The following is a 24,666-nucleotide window of genomic DNA, read 5'->3' on the forward strand; positions in this document are numbered from 1 at the left end:
CCACCCGCTAGTCTTCTGATCGCAGCCGCAGGAGACCCGAGACTCTTGCGGCTGCACCTTTTTTGTCTGGCGCGAGCGCGGCTCCGCCTCGGGGGCGGCAGCAAGCTGCCGGGCGGCGGCTCTCGCCGCGCTGCCGCGCGTTTGTCTGGCGCGAGCGCGGCTCCGACGAAGAGGCGGCAGCAAGCTGCCGGGCGGCGGCTCTCGCCGCGCTGCCGCGCTCGCAGTTGGCTTGCGCTCCGGTTGGGTTGGGCTGGCGGCAAGACAACCGCACGGGTCCCGCGCGTTGGCCAGGTCATCGGGGTAGTCCTGATCAACCAGGTTGAACGCGGGTTCCCCAATGTCGTCGTACGGCACCGCAGGCCGACAGCGCAACGGAACCGGCGACCGACTCCCTCGTCGCTGCCGCCTGAAATCCGGGCTCCCGACCGACGCAACCCGGCCGTGAGTCAGCAGCGAGCCAGCCGGGGGCGACGGGATCAGCGCGGAGCCGTCCCGGAACCCCACCAGATCCGGGCGACCTCGAACCGCGAACCGGCGTCCCAGCGCGACCGGATGTCGCCCAGGTGCTTCTCCACGCTCTTGACGGCGATCCCCAGCTCCGCAGCGACCTGCTTGTTCGTGCGACCAGCGGCGACCAGGGCCGCCACCTCCGCCTGACGAGGGCTCAGGGCCGGCGTGGTGGGTGGCGCGGCGCCCTCGATCCGGCCCACCGCGGCGAGCAGGCCCACGCGGGTCGCGACACCGAAGGCGCAGAGCACCCGGGAGATGTGGGTCCTGACGGTGCCGGGTGAGAGGTGCAGCTCCATGGCGATCTCCTCGACGCCCCGGCCGGCGAGGATCGCGCGCGCCACCTCCGCCTCTCGGGCCGACAGGGCCGACCAGCCACCTCCGGCGATCGGGGGAAGCCGGCGCCCTGAGGCGGCCAGTGCAGCGGTCGCGGAGCGGCGTACGGCGGCGTGGCCCGTGCGATCGCTCTCGGCGACCAGGGTGCGGAGCGTGCGCGACGCGGCCCCGGGCTCACTGAGGGCCAGTTGGGCGCGAGCGACCAGGAGGTCACCGTCGGCCACCTCGAACTGCCGCCCGGCCGCCACGGACAGCTCGACGCTTCGCTTCGCGAACTCGATCGCTGCCTCGGGGTCTCCGCTGGCCAGCGCGTGCCGGGCCTGTCCCCGCAGCACCACGGTATCCGCGATCGGGTGCCCGGCAAGCCGGCCGAGTCCGACGAGCCAGGCGGCGGCCGCCTCGTCGTCGCCCTCTTCGAGAGCGGAGATCAGCAGGATCTCCAGGCCGAGGGCGCGGTCGATGATCGTGCAACGACTGAGGTCCTCGTCAGCCCCGGCACGAAACGTCATCGCGGCCGACGTGGCCGCATCGCCGACCGCCATCGCTCCGTAGGCCAGCAGCATCAGGGCGCCACGGTCGATGTAGTCGTGGGGCGTGTCAGGCACGTGGCGAGCCACCGGGAGCGAGACCTCGACACCCGCGTCGTCCCCCGCGAAGCCGTGCACCAGCGCGGCGACCGACCCGATGAGGTCCGCGACACGCGTACCCGGCACCACCGTTTCCATCATCGGTCCGAGCAGCCCGAGAGCGTCGTCGACCCGTCCGGAGAAGGTCGCCTCCCGCACCTGGCAGATCACCATCAGCGGGGCAAAGGGGTGGCCCGCCCAGGCCGCGGCCGGCGCCGGGCCACTCCGGTGGACAGCGGCGGTGTCATCGATGCGCACGCTGACCATGGCGGCCTCCGCGACGAGGTAGCGGACACAGGACCACCACGGCGACCCCGGAGCTGCCGCCGTGCCGACCAGGTCACGAGCCACGGTCCAGGCATCACCCGGGTCGGTGAACTCGTCACCCGTCGCCGCGAGGGACAGCGCGGCGGCGCACACCGCCCGAGCGTCGTCGTCGGCCGCGGCCGCCAGCCCTTCGGCCGCGCGCGCCGTCGCATCGGCGAAGTCGCCCCGCCAGAAACCTGCGACGCCCGCCAGGCCGAGCGCGGCCGGGTCACCGTCGGCCTCCCAGGCCGCGACACACTCGTCGATCGCGATCTCGGCGGTGCCCGCAGCGAGGTGATCGAGCACGCCCGCCATCAAGGCCCCCCGGTCCATGGCGAGCAGCGTGCCACGCCGGCCCGACGCGGGGGCACAATTACGCCAAAACCCCATGGCCGCAGCGGGCCTGACCCGCGAGAGTTGGTGCAGGGCCGGTCACGTCCCGGGTGCCGCAATTGTGGGGGTTGCGGTGGTTCCACCTCCGGGGCGGACCGCCCCTTTGTGCGCTACCCGCCGCGGTGAACCGCGCCCGAGCCCCACCAGATCCGGGCCACCTCGAACCGCGACCCGGCGTTCCACCGCTCCAGGATGTCGCCGACGTGCTTCTCGACGCCCTTGACCGAGATGCCGAGATCGTCGGCCACCTGCTGGTTGGTGGCGCCGGTGGCGACCAGGCGCGCGACCTCGGCCTGGCGGGGGCTCAGCGGCGTCGGCACGGTCGAGGGCGCGACCCGCCCCTCCCCGACGGCTGCGAGCAACCCGATCCGGGTCGGTACGGCGAAGGCGCACAGCACGCGCGAGACGTGGGTCCGCACCGTGGCCGGTGACAGGAACAGGGCAGCGGCCATCTGGTCGACCTCGAGACCTTCCAGCACGCAGCGGGCGATCTCCCGCTCGCGCTCGGACAGCGCGTCCCAGCCGCCGCCCGCGACGGGGGGCAGCCGACGCCGGGCCGGTTGGAGGGTCGAGGCCGCGGATCGTCGTACGGCTCGGTGGCCGTTGGCGTCGGTGGCGTTCACCAGGGCGCGCAGGTCGCGGCTCGCGCCGGCAACATCGTTCCCGGCGATCCGGGCCCGCGCGAGGACGATCTCGCCCTCGGCCGCCTCGACCCCCCGGCCCTGCGCCCGGCACACCTCGATGCTCGTGGTCGCGGCCGTCACGGCCGCCGCCACGTCACCGACGACGAGCAGGTAGCGGCTGCGCACTCGGTCGACGGTCGGTGCCGACGTCGGGTGGTCGGCAAGGGTCATCAGGCTCGCGAGCCAGGTCTCCGCGGCCGGCAGGTCCTCCTCGGCGAGCGCGGCCACCACGAGCAGCTCGAGCCCCAGCGCCCGGTCGATGATCGTGCAGGCCCCGAGGTCGCCGTCGTCACCGGCCTGGAACACCAGGCGAGCGGCGGTCGGTACGTCCCCGATCGCGATCGCACCGAAGGCGAGGAGCAGCAGCACACCGCGGTCGACGAAGTCGCGCTCCCCTTCGTGCACGATCGGCGTCAGCTCCCGGCTCCGGGACACCCCACCGGCGTCGTCGGCATTCCCGAGGACGAGCCCGGCCACCGCCTCCACGACGCCCTCGAGGCGGGTGCCGGGTTCGGTCGCGGCGCGCATCGGCTCGATCAACGCCGTGGCCTGGTCGATGTTCCCGGAGAACACGGCCGTCCGTACGGCGCACGCCACCATCATGGCGGCGAAGGAGTGGCCGGACCACGCCGTACCCGGCAGCGACCCGGAGGCGACCACGCGCTGCGCGTCGGCCAACCGGGCACCGACCAGAGCCGCCTCGGCCAGCAGGTAGCGGATCGCCGTCCACCAGGCGGAGTCCGGTTCCGGGGCGGCGTCGAGAAGCGCCCACGCATCGCTCCAGGCCGGCTCGGGCAACGCAGCCACGTCGCCGGCCGCAGCGAGGGACTCGGCCGCGAACGCCAGCGCCCGCGTCTCGTCGTCGTCGGCCGAGGCAGACGCCAGGACCGCCCAGCGCGTCGCGCCGGCGAAGTCGCCCTGCCAGAACCCGCACACGGCCGCGAGGGCGGCCACCACGGGATCGCGGTCTGCATCCCAGGCAGCGGCGCAGTCGGCGGCGGCGACGGGTACCGTGCCGTCGGCAAGATGGGTGAGCACCTCGCCCAGCCAGCCCACCCGGTCCATGCAGGCAACGTAGTCGATCCGCCGATTACGCCGATCCCCTACTACCGCGCTGTGCCCCGGAGACGAGAAGGTCGGGTCTGACTTGTGAGGGGACATTGATGAAGCGAGCTTGGCTTGCCGGACTGGTGGTCGTGGGTGCACTCGCCGCGGGATGCGGTGACGACGGTGCCGACAACAACTCCGGGGACTCCGGCGACAACACCGGTGCTGCGGAATCGAACGATGGCGGCGACGGCGAGACGGCCGAGCTGCCGAAGTTCTGCGATCTCCTCACGCCCGATCAGGTGTCCGCAGCTGTGGGGGCTGCGGTCACCCTGACCACCGGTCCCTTCGATGCCTGCGAGTTCAAGCAGGAGGACCCCCGGGCCGTCAGCGGATCGGTGGGGTCGGTCGAGGTCGACACCGGCAACGGCGGGTTCGACGGCTACCAGTCCGGCATCACGGGCACGCTCACGAACCCGGTCGAGCACCCGGTCGAGGGTCTCGGTGACGGCGCCTTCGTCACCACCGGCACCTTCGGAACGGGCGAGAGCCTGCAGACCGCGGGCGGTGTCCTGGTCGGCGGTACGGTCCACACCGTGAACCTCTCGCAGGCGTCCGGGATGGCTGAGGGCGAACTCGTCGCCATCGCCGAGAAGCTGCTCCAGCTCCTCGTCGACGCCGCCTGAGAGTGGAGTTGGTTGGGTGAGAGTGACCTCTGGGTCACTCTCACCCAACCAACTCACCAGATCCGGACGCGCGCCTCGGGCTCCAGCCACAGCCCGTCACCCGGCACGGTCGAGAAGACCTCGTGGAACTCGTCGAGGTTGCGCACGATGTTGGCGCGGAACTCCGGCGGGCTGTGCGGGTCGATGGTGAGGTACTGCGTCTCCTGCTCGATCCGGCGCTTGGTGCGCCACACGTAGGCCCAGTTGAAGAACAGCGTCTTGCGGTCCTCCAGAGTGGCCTCGGTGCCGGCCGCCTCGGCCGCGATCAGGAACGCGGTGTGCGCGATGGTCAGGCCGCCGAGGTCGCCGATGTTCTCGCCGACCGTGAGCGAGCCGTTGACCTTCTCGTCGGGCAGGTTGCGGGGCGAGAAGGCGTCGTACTGCTCGATGAGCGCCTTGGACTTCACCTCGAAGGCGGCCTTGTCGTCGGCGGTCCACCAGTCGTTGAGGTTCCCCTCGCCGTCGTACTGCGCGCCCTGGTCGTCGAAGCCGTGGCCGACCTCGTGGCCGATCACCGCGCCGATGCCGCCGTAGTTCTCGGCGGGCAGGGCGTCGGGGCTGAAGAACGGCTTCTGCAGGATCCCGGCCGGGAAGCAGATCTCGTTGGTGCCGGGGTTGTAGTAGGCGTTGACCGTCTGCGGCAGCATGAACCACTCGTCGCGGTCGACCGGCGCACCGATCTTGGCGAGCTGGCGGTCGGTCTCGAACCCGGCGGACGCCTGCGCGTTGGCGACCAGGTCGTCCGACACCACGGGCAGCGCGCTGTAGTCGCGGAACTTCGTGGGGTAACCGATCTTGGGGCGGAAGGTCGCGATCTTCTCGTACGCGCGTCGCTTCGTCTCCTCCGTCATCCAGTCGAGCTTGCCGATGGACGTCTTGTACGCCGCGAGCAGGTTGGCGACCAGGTCGTCCATCATCGCCTTCGACGTCGGCGGGAAGTGCCGGTCGACGTACTCCTTGCCGACGGCCTCGCCCATCGCGCCCTCGACGAACGAGACGGCACGCTTCCAGCGGGCCCGCAGCTCGGGCGTGCCGGACAGGGTCCGGCCGTAGAAGTCGAAGTTGGTCTGGACGAAGTCGTCGGAGAGGTACGGCGCCGCCGACCGCAGCACGCGCGAGGTGAACCAGTCGCGCCAGGTCTCGATCGGCGTCTCGTCCAGGACCTTCGAGAGGTGCTCGAGGTACGACGGCTGGCGGACCACGACCTCGGCGATGGTCGCCTGCGGGCCGGTGAGCTGCCCGCCCAGGTTCGTGACGTAGGCGTTCCAGTCGAAGGCGGGGCACAGCGCCCGGAGCTCGTCGCCGGTCAGGCGGTTGTAGGTCTTCTGCACGTCGCGGGTCTCGGAGCGCTCCCAGTGGCCCAGGGCCAGCGCGGTGTCGAGGTCGAGGATGCGCTGCGCGGCACCCGCGGCGTCGGGGTGAGCGGCAAGGGTGAGGAGGCGCTCGAGGTAGGCGAGGTAGGCCTCGCGGATCTCGGCGAACTTGTCCTCGCGGTAGTAGGACTCGTCGGGCAGCCCGAGGCCACCCTGGACGAGGTGGAAGAGGTAGCGGTCGGACTGGCGGTCGTCGGTGTCGACGTAGGACCCGAAGAGGCCGTAGCCGCCGATCCGCTCGAACTCGCCGAGGAAGGCCGCGACGTCGCGGACGTCACGCAGGCCGGCGACCGCGTCGACCAGGTGCTGCACGGGCGCGAGGCCGGCCGCCTCGACCCGGTCGGTGGCCATGAAGGAGTTGTAGAGGTCGGCGATCTTGCGTGCGTCCTCGTTCGCCGGCGCCCCCGTGGCGAGCTCGGTGATGATGGCGCGCACGTCCTCCTCGGCCTGGTCGGCCAGCTGGACGAACGGCCCCCAGCTCGACCGGTCGGCGGGGATCTCCGTCTCGGCCAGCCAGGCCCCGTTGACGTGACCGAAGAGGTCGTCCTGGGGGCGGGTGTCGAGGTCCATGCCCGGGCGGGCGTCATCGAGGATGCTCACGAGCCAGAGCCTATGACCTGACGCCCAAGGTCGGCGGTCAGGACCATCGTCCTGACTTCTCGCGGCTGGCTCACCCGACGGTGCGCCCCGCCGATGCGTGTTCCATGGCGAAGAAGATCGGACTGCTGCCCTGCATCGTGCTGGGCCTCGTGCTCAGCGTTGCTGCGGCACCGGCCGACGCCTCCCCTGCCCCGTCGCAGGGCACGGCCCGGCTCACGTCGAGCGCGCTCAGGACCGCAGCGGCGACCGGACTGGTCCAGCGTGTCCTGGAGGACCAGGTCCTGGCCCTGACCAACCGCCAGCGGCGGGCCCACGGCTGTGGCGCGCTGCGCAGCTCCACCGCGCTGCGCAAGTCGGCCCGGGGCCACACCGTCACCATGGCGGCCCAGGACGAGATGTCGCACCAGCTGCCCGGCGAGGTGAAGTTCTCCACCCGGATCACCCGGGCCGGCTACACCAACTGGCGGCTCGTGGCGGAGAACGTCGCCAGGGGATTCAGCGGCCCGCGGGCCGTGGTCAGGGCCTGGATGAACAGCCCCAGCCACCGCCGCAACATGCTGAACTGCCGGCTGCGCGACCTCGGCGTGGGCGTGGTCCTGCAGGACGGACAGCTGTGGTGGACCCAGAACTTCGGACGCCGCTGACCTGTTCGCAGGGATCCGGGAGAGATGGCCGTCCGCCGGGTAACGCTAGTCCGAACGGACTATCGCGGACCGGACGCGCCACCGGTGTGGCGACCCACCCCCGCTGGTGACCATTGACACATGCGTCACTGGGGGATCAAGAACATTGTCATCGGCCTGCTCGTCGTCGTCGCAGCAGCCTTCGCACCTACTACAACCGGAACCGCGGCAGCCACGACCGTCGCACCGACCACGAGCATCGCGAGCGACCAGCTCGCCGGTCGCTTCGCGGTCAATGCGTTGCTCGAGAACGCCGTACTGCTCATCACCAACATCAAGCGCCTCGCGGTCGGCTGTCGCCCGCTGAAGCTCAACGGCGACCTTCGTGAGGCCGCGCGCAAGCACTCGTACGTCATGGCCCGCAACGACCTCATGTCGCACCAGCTGTCCGGCGAGTACTCGCTCGGCCGCCGCATCACGCTGGCCGGCTACACCGGCTGGCGCAAGGTCGCCGAGAACATCGCGGCCGGCTACAGCACCGCTCGCCTCGTCGTGCGCGCCTGGTGGGCCAGCCCGTCGCACCGCCGCAACATCGCCGACTGCACGCTGCGCGAGATCGGCATCGGCGTGGTGCCGTACGGCGGTCGGTACTGGTGGACCCAGGACTTCGGCCGACGGTGATTCTGCGGGATGTCCCCCACCCGGGGACATCGCGCCACCATGATGTCCCCGTGCGCGCGCTCTTTACCTTCATCGGTACGGCGGCCGTCCTCTCGGGGCTGCTGATCGGACCCACTGCCCACGCCGCTCCAGCCGGAGCGGCGTCGGCCGTTCCGGCCAGGGCCAGCACGGCCGCCCTGATGGAGCGTGACGTCATCACGCTGATCAACCAGGCACGGGCCCGCAAGGGCTGCGGTGCCCTGCGCATCATGACCTCGCTGCAGGCTTCGTCGGGGAGGCACGACGCGCTGATGGCGAGAGCCCGGCGACTTTCGCACCAGTTCCCCGGCGAGGCGACCCTGCGGACCCGGGTCGCCGCCGCGGGCTACACCGGCGCCAAGATGCTCGGCGAGGTGCTGGCAGCCGGGCCGACCACGGCGTCCTCAGCGGTACGGCGGTGGATGAGCAGCACGATCCACCGGGCACTGCTGCTCGACTGCAGGTTCCGCGCCGTCGGCGCCGGCTACGCGGTCAGCGCCGACGGCAACCGCTGGTGGACCATCGACCTGGGCCGTCGCTGACCCAGGTCGTCCGCGTGGCTCAGTCCCTGAGCCGCACGACGGACTTGCCGAGCGTGGCGCGTGCGTCCATGTCGATCAGTGCCTGTCCGAACTCGTCGCTCCCGTAGACCTTGCCGATGGGCGGCTTGACGATGCCCGCCTCGATCATCGGCACGAGCTGCGCCCACTGCTGCCGCATGTAGCCGGGGTGCGAGAACGCGTACTCACCCCACCCGACGCCCCGGACGTCGGTGTTGTTGAGCAGCAACCGGTTGACCTTGACCTCGGGGATGCCCTCGCCGGCCGCGAAGCCGACGACCAGCACCCGGCCCTGGCTGCCGAGCGAGCGCAGCGAGTCGGTGAAGAGCGAGCCGCCCACGACGTCGAGGACGACGTCGACACCCTTGCCGCCCGTCAGCTCCCGCGCGGCGTCCTTGAAGCCCTCCACCGCGATCGCCTCGTCAGCGCCCGCGGCGAGCGCGAACTGCCGCTTCTCCTCGGTGCTCGCGACCGCGATGGTCCGGGCGCCCAGACCCTTCGCCACCTGCAGCGTGGCCGTGCCGACGCCACCCGCGGCGCCGTGGACCAGCACCGTCTCTCCGGCCCGGAGGCCGCCACGCTCGTCGAGCGCGAACAGTGCGGTGAGGTAGTTCATCGGCAGCGCGACCGCCTCCTCGAAGCTGATCACGTCCGGCAGGGCGAAGACCGACTCGTTCGACCCGATGACCAGCTCCGCGGCACCGCCGTACCCGCCGACTCCGGCCACCCGCTGGCCCGGCGCGAACCCCGGTCCGGAGACCACGACGCCGGCGAAGTCGACCCCGACCGTGAAGGGCGGCTCGGGCCGCAGCTGGTACTGCCCCTTGCTCAGGAGCAGGTCGGGGAAGGAGATCCCGACGGTGTGGACCTCGACCAGGAGGTCGTCGGGGCCGGCGACCGGATCCGGGACCTCCCTCACAACGATGTCGGAGGGACCCGTGGTGGTGATGACCTGGATGGCGCGCATGAACGGCAGGCTAGCGGCCGGCCCTCAGTGCCAGGCCTCAGGATCGGGCCTCAGGATCAGGCGCCGAGCATCAGACGCGCTGTGCGTGCCGGGCCACCAGGTCGGCGTACCAACCGAAGGACCGCTTGGGCGTGCGCACCTGGGTGTCGTAGTCGACGTGCACGAACCCGAAGCGCTGGGTGTAGCCCTCGGCCCACTCGAAATTGTCGAGGAGAGACCACGCGTAGTAGCCGCGGACGTCGACACCCCGCTCGGTCGCCTCGGCAACAGCGGTCAGGTGAGCCTGGTGGTAGTCGATGCGCGGCTGGTCGTCGACGACCCCCTGCTCGTCGGGGCCCATGTTGTAGGCGCAGCCCGACTCCGTGATCACGATCGGGGGTACGGCGGCCCGGAGTCGCGCGCGGAACATGATCAGCCACTCGCGCAGGGCGTCCGGGACCACCGGCCAGCCGAAGTCGGTCACGGGGTAGCCGAGCACCTCGCGGAAGTCGAACGGCAGGTCCGCGTCCTCGGCGGCCGCGCCGATCCGCATCGGGTTGTAGTAGTTGACGCCGTAGAAGTCGAGGGGCTGGCGCATCGTCGCGAAGTCGCCGTCGCGCACGTGGTCCTCGACCAGCATCGCCAGGTCGTCGGAGTAGCGGCCGAGCAGCATGCCCTCGAGGTAGTGGCCGTTCCAGATCAGGTCGAAGATCTTGGCGGCCCCGACGTCGGCCGGGTCGTCGCTCGCCGGCCAGATCGGCGCATGGTTGTTGGCACAGCCGACGCTGGTCGCCCCCGCGGCGCGTAGCGCGATCGCAGCGCGGCCGTGCGCGACGAGCAGGTGGTGACCGACCCCCATCGCGTCGAACATGAGCTCCTTGCCGGGCGCATGGATCCCGACGCCGTAGCCCATCAGCGTCACGACGTTCGGCTCGTTGACGGGCACCCAGTCGGCCACCCGGTCACCGAGCCGCTCGCCGACGATCGCGGCGTAGTCGGCGAAGCGGTCGATCGTGGCCCGGTTGAGCCAGCCGCCGTCGTCCTCCAGCGCCTGCGGGAGGTCCCAGTGGAACAGCGTCGCCATCGGCCGGAGGCCGGCCTCGAGCAGGCCGTCCACGAGGCGGTCGTAGAAGTCCAGGCCGGCGGCGTTGGCGGGCCCGCTGCCGGTCGGCTGGATGCGCGGCCAGGCGATGGAGAAGCGGTAGCCGGGGGCACCGAGCTCCTTCATCAGCGCGATGTCCTCGGGGAAGCGGTGGAAGTGGTCGCAGGCCTCCGCGCCCGTGGAACCGTCCACGATCCGGCCGGGTTCGTCGGCGAACGTGTCCCACACCGAACGCCCGCGGCCGCCCTCGTCGACCGCGCCCTCGATCTGATAGGCCGCCGTGCTCGTGCCGAACAGGAAGTCCTTCGGGAGCCGGTCGGCCAGGTCCCTCTCCCGGTCCACCATGGGGCCACTGTTCCACGTCGACGCGTCCCGGTCAGCCGATCAGCGAGGTCAGCTCAGGCATGCAATTTTCGGTGAGCGGCCACCAGATCGGCGTACCAGCCGAAGGACCGTTTGGGGGTACGGACCTGGGTGACGTGGTCGACGTCGACGAAGCCGTAACGGGGCACGAACCCGTCCCCGCCCTCCCACGTGTCGAGGAACGACCAGACGTAGAACCCGCGGACGTCGACCCCCATCGCGATCGCGTTGGACACCGCATCGAGGTGGCGGGTCAGGTAGGCGATCCGGTCGCCGTCGTCGATGCTTCCGTCCGCACCGGCCGGGACGGAGTAGGCCGCACCGGCCTCGGTGATCACCAGCGGTGGCAGCGCGGCGCGGTACCGGGCCCGGGTCATGATCAGCCATTCCTGCAGGGCTTCGGGTACGACGGCCCAGCCGGTCTCGGTCTGCGGCCGACCGAGGATGTCGAGGAACCGGAACGGCGACTCGTCGTCGCCGTCGGCGTACTCGTTCACCTCGTCGCCCTCCGCATCCAGGGCGGCGCCGACCCGCAGCGGCGTGTAGTAGTTGACGCCGTAGAAGTCGAGGGGCTGACGGATCACCAGGTGGTCTCCCGGGAGCGCGATGTCCTCCATCAACGGGGCGATGTCCTGGGGTTGGCGACCGAGCAGCATGCCCTCGAGGAACAACCCGTTCCACAGCGCGTCGAAGAGCTTCGTGGCGCCGACGTCGGCGGGGTCCTCGGAGGCCGGCCACATCGGGGCGTGGTTGTTGGCGCAGCCGACCCGTTCGGCGCCGGCAGCACGCAGGGCGGCCGCGGCGCGGCCGTGCCCGAGCAGCAGGTGGTGGGCCGCCGGCAGGGCGTCGAAGAGGAGCCGGCGGCCGGGCGGGCGCTCGCCGGTGCCGTAGCCGAGGAACGCGGTGACCGCCGGCTCAGCCACCGGGATCCATTCCTTCACCCGGTCCGTGAGGCGCGTGCCGACGATCGCGGCGTACTCGCCGAACCGGTCCGACGTCTCCCGGTTGAGCCAGCCGCCGTCGTCCTCGAGGCCCTGGGGCAGGTCGCCGTGCAGGAGCGTCGCCATCGGCTCGATGCCTGCCTCGAGCAGGCTGTCGACGAGCCGGTCGTAGAAGTCCAGGCCGCTGGCGTTGACCGCGCCACGGCCGGTCGGCTGCACCCGCGACCACGAGATGCTGAACCGGTAGCCGGGCGCTCCGAGCTGTCCCAGGAGCGCCACGTCCTCGCGGTAGCGGTGGTAGTGGTCGCATGCGATCGCGGGCGTCGAACCGTCCAGGATCCGGCCGGGCTGGGCGGCGAAGGTGTCGATGATGCTGGGCCCGCGGCCATCGACCGAGGCAGCGCCCTCGATCTGGGCGGCAGCGCTCACCGTGCCGAATCGGAACCCTGCAGGGAGCCGCGCTGCGAGGTCGGCGTCGGGCACCGGCACAATCTGCCATGTGAACGTGGAGATCCGCAGGGGTTCGGTCAGGTTCGTCGAGCGCGAGCGCGGACGGCTGAGCAGGCATGCCTTCTCGTTCGGGCCGCACTTCGACCCCGAACGGCTGTCGTTCGGCCCGATGGTCTGCCACGACGACCACGTGCTCGGTCCCGACCTCGGTTTCGAGGAGCACACCCACCAGGCCCTGGAGATCGTGACCTGGGTCGTGTCCGGCACCGTCGTGCACACCGACGGCACCGGCGCCGCGGTGACGCTGGGCCCCGGCGAGTGCGGCGTGCTGAGCGCCGGCGCGGGGGTGCGCCACTCGGAATTCGCCGGGCCCGACGGCCCGGTCCGCTTCGTGCAGGTCTGGCTGACCGCGGACGACCCCGAGACCACGCCGGCCCACGCCCGCGCCGCGGTGGTGGCGGAGCCGGGCGCAGGACTGGTGCGCGCGGTCGGCGACGGCGGCCCGCTGAGTGTCGGTGTCTCCGGCGCGACCCTCGACGTCGTGCGGCTCGAGGCGGGCGAGGTCCTCTCGCTCCCCGCCGCCCACCAGGTCCACGCCTACATCACCACGGGGGCGCTGCTGCGGTTCTCGCTGGCCGAGCCGCTGTCAGCGGGCGACGCCTTCAGCCTGACCGGCCAGCCGTCGTACGACGTCACGGCTGCGGTGCCGACGGAGATGCTGATCTGGGGTTTCGAGGCTCGCTAGCGCTCGCACCTCAACCACCGGGTGGCGACCGATGAGTTTTCCGATCGACCCCGGTCAACTCGTCAGGCACACTGGCGACACACAGGGGTAGTGATGGGAAGCGCGACGGTGACCGAGATCGAGACGGCGGCGACGGCAGTGGTCGGGAGCGAGGAGCTCGCTGACTTCGACACGCTGACCGGCCGCTACCAGCGAGAGCTGATGGCGCACTGCTACCGGATGAGCGGCTCGGTGCACGAAGCCGAGGACCTCGTCCAGGAGACGTTCCTGCGGGCGTGGAAGGCGTCGGCGAACTTCCAGGGCCGCTCCTCGGTGCGGACCTGGCTCTACAAGATCGCCACGAACGTGTGCCTGACGAACCTGGAGAGCAAGCCCCGGCGACCACTGCCGACGGGCCTCGGTACGTCGGACTCCGCTCCGGCCGACGAGCTGCTCGAGGACCACGAGGTCCCCTGGCTGGAGCCGATCCCGGACGCTGCCGTCGAGGTGGCCGAGCGCGACACGATCCGGCTCGCGTTCATCGCGGCCCTGCAGCACCTGCCGGCCCGGCAGCGCGCCGTCCTGATCCTGCGCGACGTGCTGCGCTGGTCGGCCGCCGAGACCGCGACCGCCCTCGACACGACGACCGCGGCCGTGAACTCCGCACTCCAGCGCGCACACGCCCAGCTCGCCGAGCGCGGACTGACGCCTGACACGGTGGAGGCCGACCTCGACGCTGCCCAGAAGGGGCTGCTCGACGCCTACCTCGAGGCGTTCTGGCGCAAGGACATCGACCGCATCGTCCAGCTCCTGACGTACGACGCGACGTGGGACATGCCGCCGTTCCTGAACCACTACCGCGGCACCGCCCACATCGCCGAGCTGATCGGCACCAAGTGCCCCGGCGGGGTGGCCGACATGCCGATGGTCGCGACGACCGCCAACGGCCAACCGGCGTTCGGGCTCTACATGCGCCAGCCCGAGGGCCACTTCGAGCCGTTCCACCTGCAGGTGCTGCAGATGGTCGGCGCCGGCGAGGACGCCAGGGTCGAGCACGTCACGGCGTTCTTCGACACGGCACTGTTCGCCCGGTTCGGGCTCCCCGAACGGCTCCCGGCCGACTACGTGCCGGACCTCGCCCCGGCCGGCTGAGTCATGTCCGCGGTTCCCGGAGTCGAGCCGATGTCGACGGATCCGGGAGTGGAGCTGCTGGAGCGTGCCCTCGCCTACACCCAGGGTGCACTCGTCACGATCACTCCCGCGCACCTGGGCCTGCGCACACCGTGTGCGCACTGGCGACTGGTCGACCTGCTCGCCCACATGGAGGACTCCCTCGACGCGTTCGCGGAGGGCGCGACAGGAGTGATCAGCCTGCACAGCGCCGCGCCGGCCGCGGTCGGTGACCAGATCGCGGCGCTGCAGACCAAGGCCTGCGGGCTGCTCGGCGCCTGGGCGTCGGCCACCACGCCGCTGGTCGAGGTGGGCGGGCGGCCGGTGCCCGTGGGCACCATCTCCCGCCTCGCCGCGTTGGAGATCGCGACCCACGGCTGGGACGTCGGCCGAACCACGGGGCACGCCGCTCCCCTGCCCGACGAGCTGGCCGAGGGCCTGCTGCCCACGGCTCTCGCGGTGGCGCTGGAGCAGCACGGCGAGTTCGGGCCGCCGGTGCCCGTCAGCGCCGACGCGGGGCCTGGGCGCCGACTGCTCGGCCTGCTCGGGCGCCGCGGCTCCTAGACTCCCCACCATGGCTGAGTCCGTGGTGGCACATCACAAACAACGGATGACCGGGCGGGATCCCGACGAGCACCATCGCGTCGCGACGCCGCTGGAGCTGCTGTTCGACCTGACCTTCGTGGTCGCGTTCGGCACGGCGGCCAACGCGCTGGCGCACGCGCTCGCCGAGGACCACGTCGGTGCGGGACTCGTGGGCTTCGCGTTCGCGACGTTCGGCATCTCCTGGGCATGGATCAACTTCACGTGGTTCGCGTCGGCGTACGACACCGACGACTGGATCTACCGACTGACCACGATGCTGCAGATGGTCGGCGTGCTGGTGTTCGCGCTCGGCCTGCCCGCCATGTTCGAGTCGATCCACGACGGCGACCACCTCGACAACGACGTGATGGTCTGGGGCTACGTCGTGATGCGCGTCGCGATGGTGTTCCAGTGGTGGCGCGCCAGCCGCCAGGATCCGGACCGGCTCGGCGCACACCGCGCGTACATCGGCTCCATCGTCGTCGCGCAGGTGCTGTGGTGCGCGATCGCGCTGATCGACCTCCCGGTCGGCACGACCTTCGCGGCGATGGCGATCCCGTTCCTGATCGAGATCGGTGGACCGGCATACGCCGAGAAGAAGTGCGGCGGCACGCCCTGGCACGCGCACCACGTCGCCGAGCGGTACGGCCTGATGGTCATCATCACCCTCGGCGAGGGGATGATCGGCACGATGGTGACGCTGACTGCGCTCTCCGAGGACGGGCTCACCTTCGACGTGGCACTGCTGGCCTTCGCCGGCACGGCGCTGACCTTCGGCACCTGGTGGATGTACTTCGGCGTGCCGCACGGCGAGATTCTGCACGCCCGACGCGAGAGCTCGTTCGTGTGGGGCTACGGGCACATGGTGCTGTTCGGCGGCATCGTCGCCATCGGTGCGGGGCTGCACGTGGCGGCGTCGTACCTCGAGCACGAGACCCACCTCGGCCTGACCGCGTCGGTGCTGACCGTGGTGGTGCCGGTGGCCATCGTGATCGTCGCGTTCTTCCTGCTCTACTCACTGACCACCCGATCCGCCGACAGCTTCCACCTGCTCCTGCTGGCCCTCACCGTCGTCCCGCTGGTCGCGCCGGTGCTGATGGCGGCCGGACACGTGGACATCACGTGGTGCCTGCTCGTGCTCTCCCTGGCCCCGTGGGTCACCGTCGCGGGCTACGAAGCAGTCGGGCACCGCCACCTCGCCACGACGATCGCGCGCCTGAAGGGATGACCCTCGCGCGTGTTGATTGATGTCAATCAACACGTACGGAGCTCCACCGAACGTAGAGGTGCCCCCTCAGACTTCCGATTCGTCCCGCAACTCGTCGATCAGGTCATTCGTGACGGAGACGCCGCCCGTCGGCAACGGGTGGAACCCGAAGTCGTCCCGCAGCGGGTGAGCCAGCTCGTCGGCCGGCAGCTTCGCCCACACCACGGCCACGATCGCCGCGATGCCGGGCACGATCGCCGCGATCGCGAAGGTCATCTCCAGGCCGATCAGCTCGGCCACGGGGCCGGCGATCGCCATCGAGACCGGCATCAGGCTGACGGAGACGAAGAAGTCGAGCGAGGCCACACGACCCAGCAGGTGCGGCGGGACGCGGCGCTGCAGCAGCGTCCCCCAGATCACCATCGGCGCTGAGAAGAAGGCGCCGATCACGAACGCCGACGCCGCGATCACCCACACCTCCTGCGCGAAGCCGATGAGCAGGAACGGCAGGCAACCCAGGCCCCACATCAGGTTCATCCAGGTGAGGTAGCGCCGCGGCATCCTCAAGGACGCCATCACGAACGACCCGACCGCGCCACCGATGCCGAAGCAGGCCAGCACGATCGCGTGGTCGCCCGGACCGCCGCCGAGCTCGTCCTTGATCAGGAACGGGACGAGCACCTCGAGCGGGCCCATCAGGACCAGGATCATGATCGAGGCGAACAACAGCGTGGCCAGCAGCCACGGCGTCTTCATCATGTAGGCGAAGCCCTCGCGGATGTCCGCGATCGCCGTGGCGACGGCACCCGCCGGGCTGGTGTCCGGATCGTGCGCGACGGCCTCCCGTCGTACGGCGGTGAGCGGGACCGTGGTCAGGGCCAGCAGCCCGATCAGGCTGAACGCCGCCGCGACACCGAGCGCGGCCGAGGACGAGGCCGCGCCGACGACGACTCCGGCCACACCGGGACCGATCGCCTGCCCGACCGTCGGGCGCACCATCCCCTCGAACCCGTTGACCGCCATCAGGTCCTCCTCGGGGACCAGCGCGGGCAGCCAGGCGGAGTAGGCCGGGTAGTAGAACGCCATCGCCACACCGGTCACGAAGGACACGGCCGCGAGGTGCCACAGCTGCGTGAGGTCGCCCCACGACAGCAGCGCAACGACGCTCATGCCGGCCAGCTCCACCGCTGCGACGACGAGCAGGATCAGCTTCTGCGGGATCCGGTCGGCGACGACGCCGCCGAGCAGGGCCGGCAGCAGGACGCCGACGGCCGCCGCGGTCGACACCACGGACAGCTGGCCGGGGCCGCCGTCGATCCGGATGACCTCCCAGACCAGCGCGACGATCCACACGCCGCTCGCGAACGTCTGCAGCACGAGGGCCGTGCCGAGCCGACGGTAGGCGGCGTGGCGGAACGGTGTCAGGGCGCGCGGCAGCCGACGGACGGACGGTGCCGACAGTCCGGGTTCGGTGGGGGCCGGGAGCGTCACGGGGCCGGCAGGGCGACGTACGTCGTGTCGAGGTACTCCTCGATGCCCTCGAAGCCGCCCTCGCGACCGAACCCGCTGGCCTTCACGCCACCGAACGGAGCCGCCGGGTTGGAGACGATGCCGGTGTTGATGCCGAGCATGCCCGTCTCGAGCCGCTCGGCCAGCCGGAGGGTGCGGGTGAGGTCACGGGTGTAGGCGTAGGCGGCCAGGCCGTACTCCGTCGCGTTCGCCAGGGTGATCGCCTCGTCCTCGCTGGTGAACGTGGTGATCGGTGCGACCGGACCGAAGGTCTCGGCGGTGACCGCGTCCGCGTCGGCCGGTACGTCGACCAGGACCGTCGGCGGGTAGAAGAAGCCCGCTCCGTCGACCCGCTGCCCACCGGTGAGCGCCCGTGCTCCCCGCGCCAGCGCGTCGTCGACGACCGCGGCGACCGAGGTCACCGCCTTCGCGTCGATCAGCGGACCGACCTGGACGCCGACGTCCTGGCCGCGGCCGACGCGCAGCGAACCCATCCGGTCGGCAAGCCTCGCGGCGAACTCGTCGGCGACCGACACCTCGACCAGGAACCGGTTGGCCGAGGTGCAGGCCTCGCCCATGTTGCGCATCTTGGCGAGCATCGCCCCGTCGACCGCCGCGTCGAGGTCGGCGTCCGCGAAGACCAGGAACGGCGCGTTGCCACCGAGCTCCATCGACACCCGCTGCAGCTGGCCGGCCGACTGCTCGACCAGCCGCTTGCCGACGGGCGTGGACCCCGTGAAGCTCACCTTGCGCAGCCGCGGGTCGGCCATCAGCGTGCTGCTCAGCCCGCCTGCGTCCTCAGTCGTCACGATGTTGAGCACGCCGGCCGGCAGGCCGGCCTCGGCGAGAAGTCCGCCGAGCAGCAGCATCGTCAACGGTGTCTGGGCGGCCGGCTTGACCACCATGGTGCAGCCCGCGGCGATGGCCGGTCCGATCTTGCGGGTACCCATCGCGAGCGGGAAGTTCCACGGGGTGATGAACAGGCACGGGCCGACCGGCTTGCGCACGGTCAGCAGCCGGCTGCCACCCGCAGGGTTGTGCATCCAGCGGCCGTGGATGCGGACCGCCTCCTCGGAGAACCAGCGCAGGAACTCCGCGCCATAGGTGACCTCGCCCTTGGCCTCGGCGATCGGCTTGCCCATCTCCAGGCTCATCACCAGCGCCAGGTCGTCGGCGTGGGCCGTGACCAGGCCGAACGCACGGCGCAGGATCTCGCTGCGCTCGCGGGGCGCCGTGGCCGCCCAGTCCGGCTGCGCAGCGACCGCCGCGTCGAGGGCCGCCCGGGCGTCGTCCAGGGTGCCGTCGGCGACGTCGGTGAGGACCGATCCGTCCGCCGGGTCGATCACGTCGATCCGCGCACCGTTGCTCGCCGGGACCCAGTGGCCCCCGACCAGGAGCTGGCGGCGCGCCTCGGGAAGCAGGTGGGTCAGACGCTCACGAAAGCTCATGCCCCCACCCTGCCAGTCCCGGGCGAAAAAGGAGCGAGCCCGTCATTGCATGGGGTCAACGACGGGCTCTTGTCGGAATCGGTGCTCCCTCCGATGTACGACTTGCTCCACGATAGCGCGGGCCTGGCGACCGCCATAGGGGAGAAGGTCCCGCCGATCGGCCATTTCGACCCGGGACCAAAGTCCCGGGTCGAGTAGTCCCCGGTGTCTCGAGACCTCATCGGGCGCGGCGGAGGAACTCCTCGATCAGCGGGCCCGCGGTCTGCGACCCGGACACCCCGGTCTGCACGAACACGGCGACGGCGAGGTCACCCTGGGCGGAAACCATCCAGGCGTGGGTCCTGATGGCGGCGCCGTCGGCGTACTCCGCGGTGCCGGTCTTGGCGATCACCGGACCACCGGGGACGTCGGCCAGCCCGCGGCCGCTGCCGTCGGTGACCACGCCCCGCAGCATCGTCTTCAGCGCCGCGGCCTCGTCCGCGGTGAGGGGTGCGGCCTGCTTGGGGACGGTCACGTCGACCTGCTCGAGCAGGCGGGGTACGACGGTCTTCCCTGCCTGCACGCTCGCGATCACCGCGGCCATCGCCATCGGCGAGGCGAGCACCTTGCCCTGGCCGATCAGGTCGGCAGCTGCCTCGGTCTCGCTGGCGGGGTCGGGCACCTCACCGAAGAAGGCGGGGAAGCCGAGGTCGTGATCGATGCCGAGCCCGAGGCTGGCCGCAGCGGCGGCGAGGTCGCCGTCGTCGACCTTGGCGCGGGCATTGATGAGGGCGGTGTTGCAGGAGTTCGCGATGGCCCTGCGGAGCGGGATCGTGCCGAGCGCCGCGGACGGGTAGTCGGAGTAGTTCTTGAACCGCTTGCCGTTGACGGTGGTGGTCGGCGTGCACTCCACCGGTGTGTCCGGGGTCAGTCCGGCGCGCAGCAGCGCCAGCGAGGTGACGATCTTGAAGGTCGAACCCGGGGCGAACTGGCCGAAGGTGGCGTAGTTCTGCTCGGGGGACGCGGCGGCCAAGATGGCTCCGTCGCTGGGCCGGATCGCGACCAGCGCACGCACGCCGTCGGCCTTCGCCAGCACGCTCTCCGCGATGTTCTGAGTCGCCGTGTCGAGGGTCAGGGACAGGTTCCGGCCCGCCACGGGGGCGCGGTCGTAGAGGGTGCGCTTCTTCGCGTCGCCGGCCTCCGGGACGGCGTACACGATCCGGCCGGGTGTGCCGCGCAACTGGTCGTCGTACCGGCCCTGCAGGCCGGAGAGGCCGGCGATGTCGCCGGTCCGGTACTTGTCGGGGCTCTTCTCGACCATCTCGCCGGTCACCGGGCCGACGCGTCCGAGGATCGGCGCCGCGAAGTCGCGGGTGGGCGCGAGCGCGACCTCGGCGCTGACCTGGTGGGCGCCGTCGATGGTGCGCACACCGGTCTGGACGGCACCCGGGACCTCGCCCTCGCGGTAGGTGATCGCCTCGACGAAGGCCCGGTCCCCGGCGTTCGTCACCGCCTTGACGAACGGAGCCACGTCGATGTCGACGAGCTCGGCCAGTGCCTTCGCGGACGCCGGTGCCTGGGCCTTCTCCACGCGGGTGCGGTCGATGCCGACCCGGATGACGGGACGCTCGGTGACCAGGACCTCGTCGCCGGCGCCGAGGACGTCGCCGCGATCCGTCGGCTGGGTGACGGCGTCCAGGACGTCGCCGTCCTTGAGGCTGGGCTCGACGATCGACGGCGTCCACACGACGCTCCACTCCTCGCCGCTGCGGACCAGGTCGACCTGGGTGTCGTAGCCCCAGGCCGCGTCCTTGCTCTCGGGCCAGGACCAGGTGAGCGTCGCGGTGGCCTTGTCGTCGGTGACGGTGGCCTCGTCACTCGCGCTGACGCTGGGCGCGATGCCGTCCATGTCGTCGATGATCGAGGCGTACGCCTCGGCCACCGTGGCCGTCTCCACCTCCCCGAAGGGGACCGTCGCGAACCGGTCGGGCTGCGGGTTGCCGGCGTCCTCGCCCTCAGGTGCGGCAGCGGTGGCCAGCACCCCGGCCAGCTGGACGGCCAGCGCGTGGGCGGCCTTCTCGTCGTCGCCCTGGTTGCTGCAGGCGGCGAGACCGCCCGCCACGGGGAGGAGCACCAGCAGGAGGGGGACGAGGGTCACCGAGGTCCGACGCATGCCGATGGTTCTACCAGCACGCGCCGACCCGCCAGCGAGCCAGCGGCCTCAACCGACCAGCAGGCCCGACACCAGCGGCTGGAAACCGGACGAGTGACCGAGCTTGTTCGGGTGATAGCTCTCGCTGATCGGGTTGGACAGCCCGTTGAGCCACTCGACGTCGTCACAGACCGCGTGCCCGACGAAGCGTGAGGTGGGGTTGGCCCACTTGAAGCCCTTGGCCCCGGCAGCCGCCGACAGCTTGCTGTTGAGGAGATCGGCGGTCGCATTGAGCCGGGTCTCCTCGGCCGGGGAGAACCAGGTGGCGGCGTTGCAGTCCTCGCCCTGGAACAGGCGCGGGTACCCGACCACCACGACCACGGCGTTCGGCGCCTTCGACTTGATCGAGGCGTACAGCGTGCTGAGCCGGCCCGGCAAGGTGTTGTTGATGAACGACTGGGCGGTGTTGATCGCCCCGTCGCAGTTGGACAGCCACCCGGGCTGCGCGCACTCGGTGAGGACACTGGTGAAGCCCGCGTCGTTGCCGCCGACCGAGATCGTGACGTACTGGGTGCCCGTCGTCAGTGCGCTCAGCTGGCTGTTGGTGACCGTGCTGGTCGTCGCGCCCGAGCAGGCCTTGAAGGTCAGGGCGTAGCCCTTCTGGGCCGCCACCAGCTTGGGATAGGCGTAGTTGGAGCGTTGGCAGCTGGTGCCGTCATCGATGTAGCTGCGGGTGCCGGTGCCCGAGGCGTACGAGTCACCGAGGGCGACGTACGGCAGTGCAACGGCCTGGGCCGGAGCAGGTACGCCGACGAGGGTGACCAGTGCGGCCGCGAGACCGCTGAGGGAGGAGACGAGCAGACGCAGCGACCGGGACATGGCGTGACACCTTCTGCCGAGAAATGTGACCTGGATCACTAGATCACGAAGGTGGTCCCCGCGTCACCTGGTGTGCGAACCGTGCCCGTTCACCCACGGCAACCCACGGCGGGTGCCCTCGACGATGTCGGCGACGTGCGACTGGAACGACGGGCAGGTGGTGATGTCGTGGGCGCGGCACTCGAGGGCGTGCTCGGTCATGTGACGCGACCGCGCGAGCTCGGCCTCGCGGCGGTCGAGCTCGACGAGGTGCTGGCGCAGCGCCTCGCGCCGACCGTCCGCCGAGGCGTCGACGAGGGTCCGGATCTGGTCGAGGCTCATCCCCGACTCCTTGCTCGCGATGATCGCGGCGACCCGGTAGGCGTCGTCCTCCGCGTAGTACCGGCGGCCGGCGGAGTCGCGGGCGGGATGCAGCAGCCCCTTGTCCTCCCAGTGCCGCAACACGTGCGTCTCGAGGTCGAACCGGTGCGCCAGGTCGCCGATGGACCACCGCACTGCAGCGGGACTTGACTTCATGTTGACATGAACTCACACGCTGGTGCCATGACGCAAACATCACAGCCCAGGCACTACGACGTCGCGGTGATCGGCGCCGGCTCCGCCGGCCTCCAGGCCGCCCTGACCCTCGGCCGGATGCGGCGCGACGTGGTCGTGTTCAGCACCGACCGGTTCCGCAACGACCCCGCCGAGCACATGCAGAACTTCCTCGGCCACGACGGCGAATCGCCCGCCGAGCTGCGGCTGGCGGCTCGCAAGGACCTTGAGCGCTACGGCACCGTCGAGCTCGTCGAGCGTGCGGTGGTCGCCGTCGAGGGCGCGCCCGATGCGTTCGTGGTCGCCGTCGACGGATCACCGGACGTCACCGCCCGGCGGGTGCTGCTCGCCACCGGCCTGTCCGACGAGCTGCCCGACGTCCCCGGACTGGCCGACCTGTTCGGCACCGTCGTCGCACACTGCCCCTACTGCCACGGCCACGAGCTCGCCGACCGCCGGGTCGGCCTGCTGGGAGCCGGGCCGCACGTCCCGATGCTCGCGCAGCTGATCTCGCGCCTGGCGAGCGAGGTCGTCGTACTCACGAACGGGGCTGAGCCGGAGCCCGCGGTGCTGGCCGCGATCAAGGCGCTGCGCCTCGAGCTGCACACGGGACCGGTGCTGGGCGTCGAGGCTGCGGGCGACGGGCTCCGGGCGCTGCTCGGTCAGGACCACGCGGTCGAGCTGGGCGGGATGTTCGTGGCACCGACCTGGCGCCAGGCCGCCCCGTTCGCCGAGCAGCTGGGACTCGAGACCGGCGAGCTGGGCGGCGTCCTCGTCGACATCATGGGCGCCACCAGCCGTCCCGGCGTGTACGCCGCCGGCGACCTCGCCCACCACCGCGACCTGCCGATGCCGATGGCCTCGGTGCTCACCGCTGCTGCGGCCGGACTGGTCGCGGGTGCGGCGTGCGACCGGGACCTCGCGATGGCCGACCTGGCCCGTGTCGTCACGATGACCTGACAGGCTGGGGTCGTGGCCCCCCTCCTCCGCCGCTCCGGCCTGCTCCTCGGTGGGTGCGTGATCCTCGGGATCGGAGTCGGCTTCCTCCTCGGCGCGAACCTCGGGTCCGACGGCTACTCGACGCTGGTCAACGGCGTCGCACTGTCACTGGACCTGGAGTTCTGGATCGCGAACCTCGCCATCGGCGTGCTGTTCGTGGCGCTGGCCGCGACCCGGAAGGTGTTCCCCGGTGTCGGGACCGTCGTCCAGGTGCTCCTGGTCGGCGTGACCGTCTCGGTTGCCCTCGACGTGCTGGGCTGCCCGGAGGAGCTCGCGACCCGCGTCGTGTTCCTGGCGATCGCGTTCCCGGTGCTGGCGCTGGGCATCGCGACGTACCTCGGCAGCCAGACCGGCGCCGGTCCGGCCGAGGCCGCGGCCCTCGCGTGGGACCCGCCGGTCCCGTTCCGGTGGACCTACAGCGCCGTGCAGGGTGGCGGCGCGTTGATCGGGTGGCTGCTCGGCGCCACGGTCGGCCTCGGCACCGTCGCCGTGATCCTGCTGCTCGGCCCGCTCGTCGACGTGCTCGCGGGAGCCCTCCACCTCGACGTGCACCAGGGCACGTCGGACGAGGCCTAGTACCAACCCAGGCGCTCCGAGTGCTGCCACGCCCGCTGGGCGTTGCCGTACCGCGCCGCGATGTAGGCCAGCCCCCAGCGGATCTGGGTGTCCGGGTTCGTCTGCCAGTCAGCCCCGACGACGGCCATCTTGATCGCGGGCAGCGACTGCGGGATGCCGTAGGCCCCCGAGGTCGGGTTCTCGGCCAGGTGGTTCCAGCCGGACTCGCGGTGCCAGAGCGCGTCGAGGTAGGCCCACTGGTCCGCGGGGAAGCCGAACTCGATCATCAACTGGTAGCCGAGCGCCCGGTTGCTGCCGCGGTCGACGTCGGTGGGGACGACGACCTTGGGCAGGTTCTTCGCGATCCGCTCGGCCCGGCGGGCGAGCTGGGCCATGATCTCGATCAGGGGTACGTCGGCGCGGGCGCCCGACAGCTTCGCCGCGGAGGGCGAGGCAGTGGGCGAGGCAGTGGGCGAGGGGACCGGCGTCGACGCGGGAGCCGCGCTCGAGACGCTCGGTGACGCAGCAGCCTCGGGCTCAGCAGGCGTGGCGGCGCACCCGGAGCCACACCAGACGGCAGTGGTCGCGACCGCGACGAGAGCACCAGCCCTCGCGCGCCGCGACCACCGCACCATCAGCCAGTCC

General features: G+C 71.2%; 22 protein-coding genes. 10 read left to right on the forward strand and 12 right to left on the reverse strand.

All coding sequences use genetic code 11. The features are described 5' to 3' along the window. Window positions 1-476: 476 nt before the first annotated feature. Entirely contained in the window at window positions 477-2,108 is a 1,632-nt protein-coding gene (locus ASD84_RS10870) for a helix-turn-helix transcriptional regulator (protein WP_156391758.1), read from the reverse strand. A gap of 170 nt (window positions 2,109-2,278) precedes the next feature. Beyond that, entirely contained in the window at window positions 2,279-3,916 is a 1,638-nt protein-coding gene (locus ASD84_RS10875) for a helix-turn-helix transcriptional regulator (RefSeq protein ID WP_056709941.1), read from the reverse strand. 98 nt (window positions 3,917-4,014) lie between these two features. Here ASD84_RS10875 and ASD84_RS10880 point away from each other — a divergent pair, with 98 nt between their 5' ends. Further along, the gene (locus ASD84_RS10880; protein WP_082573283.1) at window positions 4,015-4,584 is read left to right on the forward strand and encodes a hypothetical protein; all 570 of its coding nucleotides are present in this window, start codon (window positions 4,015-4,017) and stop codon (window positions 4,582-4,584) included. 53 nt (window positions 4,585-4,637) lie between these two features. On the opposite strand, the gene ASD84_RS10885 is transcribed toward ASD84_RS10880, so the two are convergent. Then, the gene (locus ASD84_RS10885; protein ID WP_056709945.1) at window positions 4,638-6,596 is read right to left on the reverse strand and encodes a M13 family metallopeptidase; all 1,959 of its coding nucleotides are present in this window, start codon (window positions 6,594-6,596) and stop codon (window positions 4,638-4,640) included. Between the two features lie 104 nt (window positions 6,597-6,700). On the opposite strand from ASD84_RS10885, the gene ASD84_RS10890 reads away from it, so the two are divergent. The 3 genes from ASD84_RS10890 (at window position 6,701) to ASD84_RS10900 (ending at window position 8,460) form a co-directional block, all read left to right on the forward strand. Beyond that, the gene (locus tag ASD84_RS10890; protein ID WP_056709947.1) at window positions 6,701-7,240 is read left to right on the forward strand and encodes a CAP domain-containing protein; all 540 of its coding nucleotides are present in this window, start codon (window positions 6,701-6,703) and stop codon (window positions 7,238-7,240) included. A gap of 120 nt (window positions 7,241-7,360) precedes the next feature. After that, complete coding sequence (locus tag ASD84_RS10895; protein WP_056709950.1) at window positions 7,361-7,900, forward strand: CAP domain-containing protein; 540 nt, start codon at window positions 7,361-7,363, stop codon at window positions 7,898-7,900. Window positions 7,901-7,950: 50 nt separating this feature from the next. After that, the gene (locus tag ASD84_RS10900) at window positions 7,951-8,460 is read left to right on the forward strand and encodes a CAP domain-containing protein (RefSeq protein ID WP_056709952.1); all 510 of its coding nucleotides are present in this window, start codon (window positions 7,951-7,953) and stop codon (window positions 8,458-8,460) included. A 19-nt stretch (window positions 8,461-8,479) separates the two neighbouring features. On the opposite strand, the gene ASD84_RS10905 is transcribed toward ASD84_RS10900, so the two are convergent. The 3 genes from ASD84_RS10905 to ASD84_RS10915 all read right to left on the reverse strand — a co-directional run bounded on the left by ASD84_RS10905 (window position 8,480) and on the right by ASD84_RS10915 (window position 12,313). Continuing rightward, the gene (locus ASD84_RS10905) at window positions 8,480-9,445 is read right to left on the reverse strand and encodes an NADPH:quinone oxidoreductase family protein (RefSeq protein ID WP_056709954.1); all 966 of its coding nucleotides are present in this window, start codon (window positions 9,443-9,445) and stop codon (window positions 8,480-8,482) included. 70 nt (window positions 9,446-9,515) lie between these two features. Beyond that, entirely contained in the window at window positions 9,516-10,871 is a 1,356-nt protein-coding gene (locus ASD84_RS10910) for a GH1 family beta-glucosidase (protein ID WP_056709956.1), read from the reverse strand. Window positions 10,872-10,924: 53 nt separating this feature from the next. Beyond that, window positions 10,925-12,313: a glycoside hydrolase family 1 protein gene (locus ASD84_RS10915; RefSeq protein WP_056710921.1), complete on the reverse strand. Its 1,389-nt coding sequence runs from the start codon at window positions 12,311-12,313 to the stop codon at window positions 10,925-10,927. A gap of 16 nt (window positions 12,314-12,329) precedes the next feature. On the opposite strand from ASD84_RS10915, the gene ASD84_RS10920 reads away from it, so the two are divergent. The 4 genes from ASD84_RS10920 (at window position 12,330) to ASD84_RS10935 (ending at window position 15,987) form a co-directional block, all read left to right on the forward strand. Continuing rightward, the gene (locus tag ASD84_RS10920; protein ID WP_056709957.1) at window positions 12,330-13,025 is read left to right on the forward strand and encodes a pirin family protein; all 696 of its coding nucleotides are present in this window, start codon (window positions 12,330-12,332) and stop codon (window positions 13,023-13,025) included. A gap of 93 nt (window positions 13,026-13,118) precedes the next feature. Then, entirely contained in the window at window positions 13,119-14,156 is a 1,038-nt protein-coding gene (locus tag ASD84_RS10925; protein WP_082573284.1) for a sigma-70 family RNA polymerase sigma factor, read from the forward strand. Window positions 14,157-14,159: 3 nt separating this feature from the next. After that, a complete protein-coding gene (locus ASD84_RS10930) occupies window positions 14,160-14,738 on the forward strand; it encodes a TIGR03086 family metal-binding protein (RefSeq protein ID WP_056709959.1) in 579 nt (192 codons plus the stop codon). A gap of 10 nt (window positions 14,739-14,748) precedes the next feature. Continuing rightward, a complete protein-coding gene (locus tag ASD84_RS10935; RefSeq protein ID WP_082573285.1) occupies window positions 14,749-15,987 on the forward strand; it encodes a low temperature requirement protein A in 1,239 nt (412 codons plus the stop codon). 66 nt (window positions 15,988-16,053) lie between these two features. On the opposite strand, the gene ASD84_RS10940 is transcribed toward ASD84_RS10935, so the two are convergent. The 5 genes from ASD84_RS10940 to ASD84_RS10960 form a co-directional block, all read right to left on the reverse strand. After that, entirely contained in the window at window positions 16,054-17,457 is a 1,404-nt protein-coding gene (locus ASD84_RS10940; RefSeq protein WP_082573286.1) for an MFS transporter, read from the reverse strand. Then, window positions 17,454-18,923 (reverse strand): NAD-dependent succinate-semialdehyde dehydrogenase, encoded by a 1,470-nt coding sequence (locus tag ASD84_RS10945; RefSeq protein WP_056709965.1) that lies wholly within the window; start codon window positions 18,921-18,923, stop codon window positions 17,454-17,456. The genes ASD84_RS10940 and ASD84_RS10945 overlap by 4 nt, the downstream gene beginning before the upstream one ends. A gap of 217 nt (window positions 18,924-19,140) precedes the next feature. Further along, entirely contained in the window at window positions 19,141-21,075 is a 1,935-nt protein-coding gene (locus ASD84_RS10950) for a penicillin-binding transpeptidase domain-containing protein (RefSeq protein WP_056709967.1), read from the reverse strand. Between the two features lie 48 nt (window positions 21,076-21,123). After that, a complete protein-coding gene (locus tag ASD84_RS10955; RefSeq protein WP_056709969.1) occupies window positions 21,124-21,933 on the reverse strand; it encodes an SGNH/GDSL hydrolase family protein in 810 nt (269 codons plus the stop codon). A gap of 63 nt (window positions 21,934-21,996) precedes the next feature. Beyond that, a complete protein-coding gene (locus ASD84_RS10960; protein ID WP_056709971.1) occupies window positions 21,997-22,449 on the reverse strand; it encodes a MerR family transcriptional regulator in 453 nt (150 codons plus the stop codon). A 27-nt stretch (window positions 22,450-22,476) separates the two neighbouring features. Here ASD84_RS10960 and ASD84_RS10965 point away from each other — a divergent pair, with 27 nt between their 5' ends. Both ASD84_RS10965 and ASD84_RS10970 read left to right on the forward strand, forming a co-directional pair. Beyond that, window positions 22,477-23,427, forward strand: coding sequence for an NAD(P)/FAD-dependent oxidoreductase (locus ASD84_RS10965; protein ID WP_082573287.1), 951 nt, complete (start codon window positions 22,477-22,479; stop codon window positions 23,425-23,427). Window positions 23,428-23,439: 12 nt separating this feature from the next. Next, window positions 23,440-24,042, forward strand: coding sequence for a hypothetical protein (locus ASD84_RS10970; RefSeq protein WP_056709975.1), 603 nt, complete (start codon window positions 23,440-23,442; stop codon window positions 24,040-24,042). On the opposite strand, the gene ASD84_RS10975 is transcribed toward ASD84_RS10970, so the two are convergent. Further along, complete coding sequence (locus ASD84_RS10975) at window positions 24,039-24,656, reverse strand: lytic transglycosylase domain-containing protein (RefSeq protein WP_056709977.1); 618 nt, start codon at window positions 24,654-24,656, stop codon at window positions 24,039-24,041. The genes ASD84_RS10970 and ASD84_RS10975 overlap by 4 nt on opposite strands. Window positions 24,657-24,666 lie beyond the last annotated feature (10 nt).

Origin of the sequence: Nocardioides sp. Root682, assembly GCF_001427795.1 — a bacterium.
Classification (GTDB): domain Bacteria; phylum Actinomycetota; class Actinomycetes; order Propionibacteriales; family Nocardioidaceae; genus Nocardioides.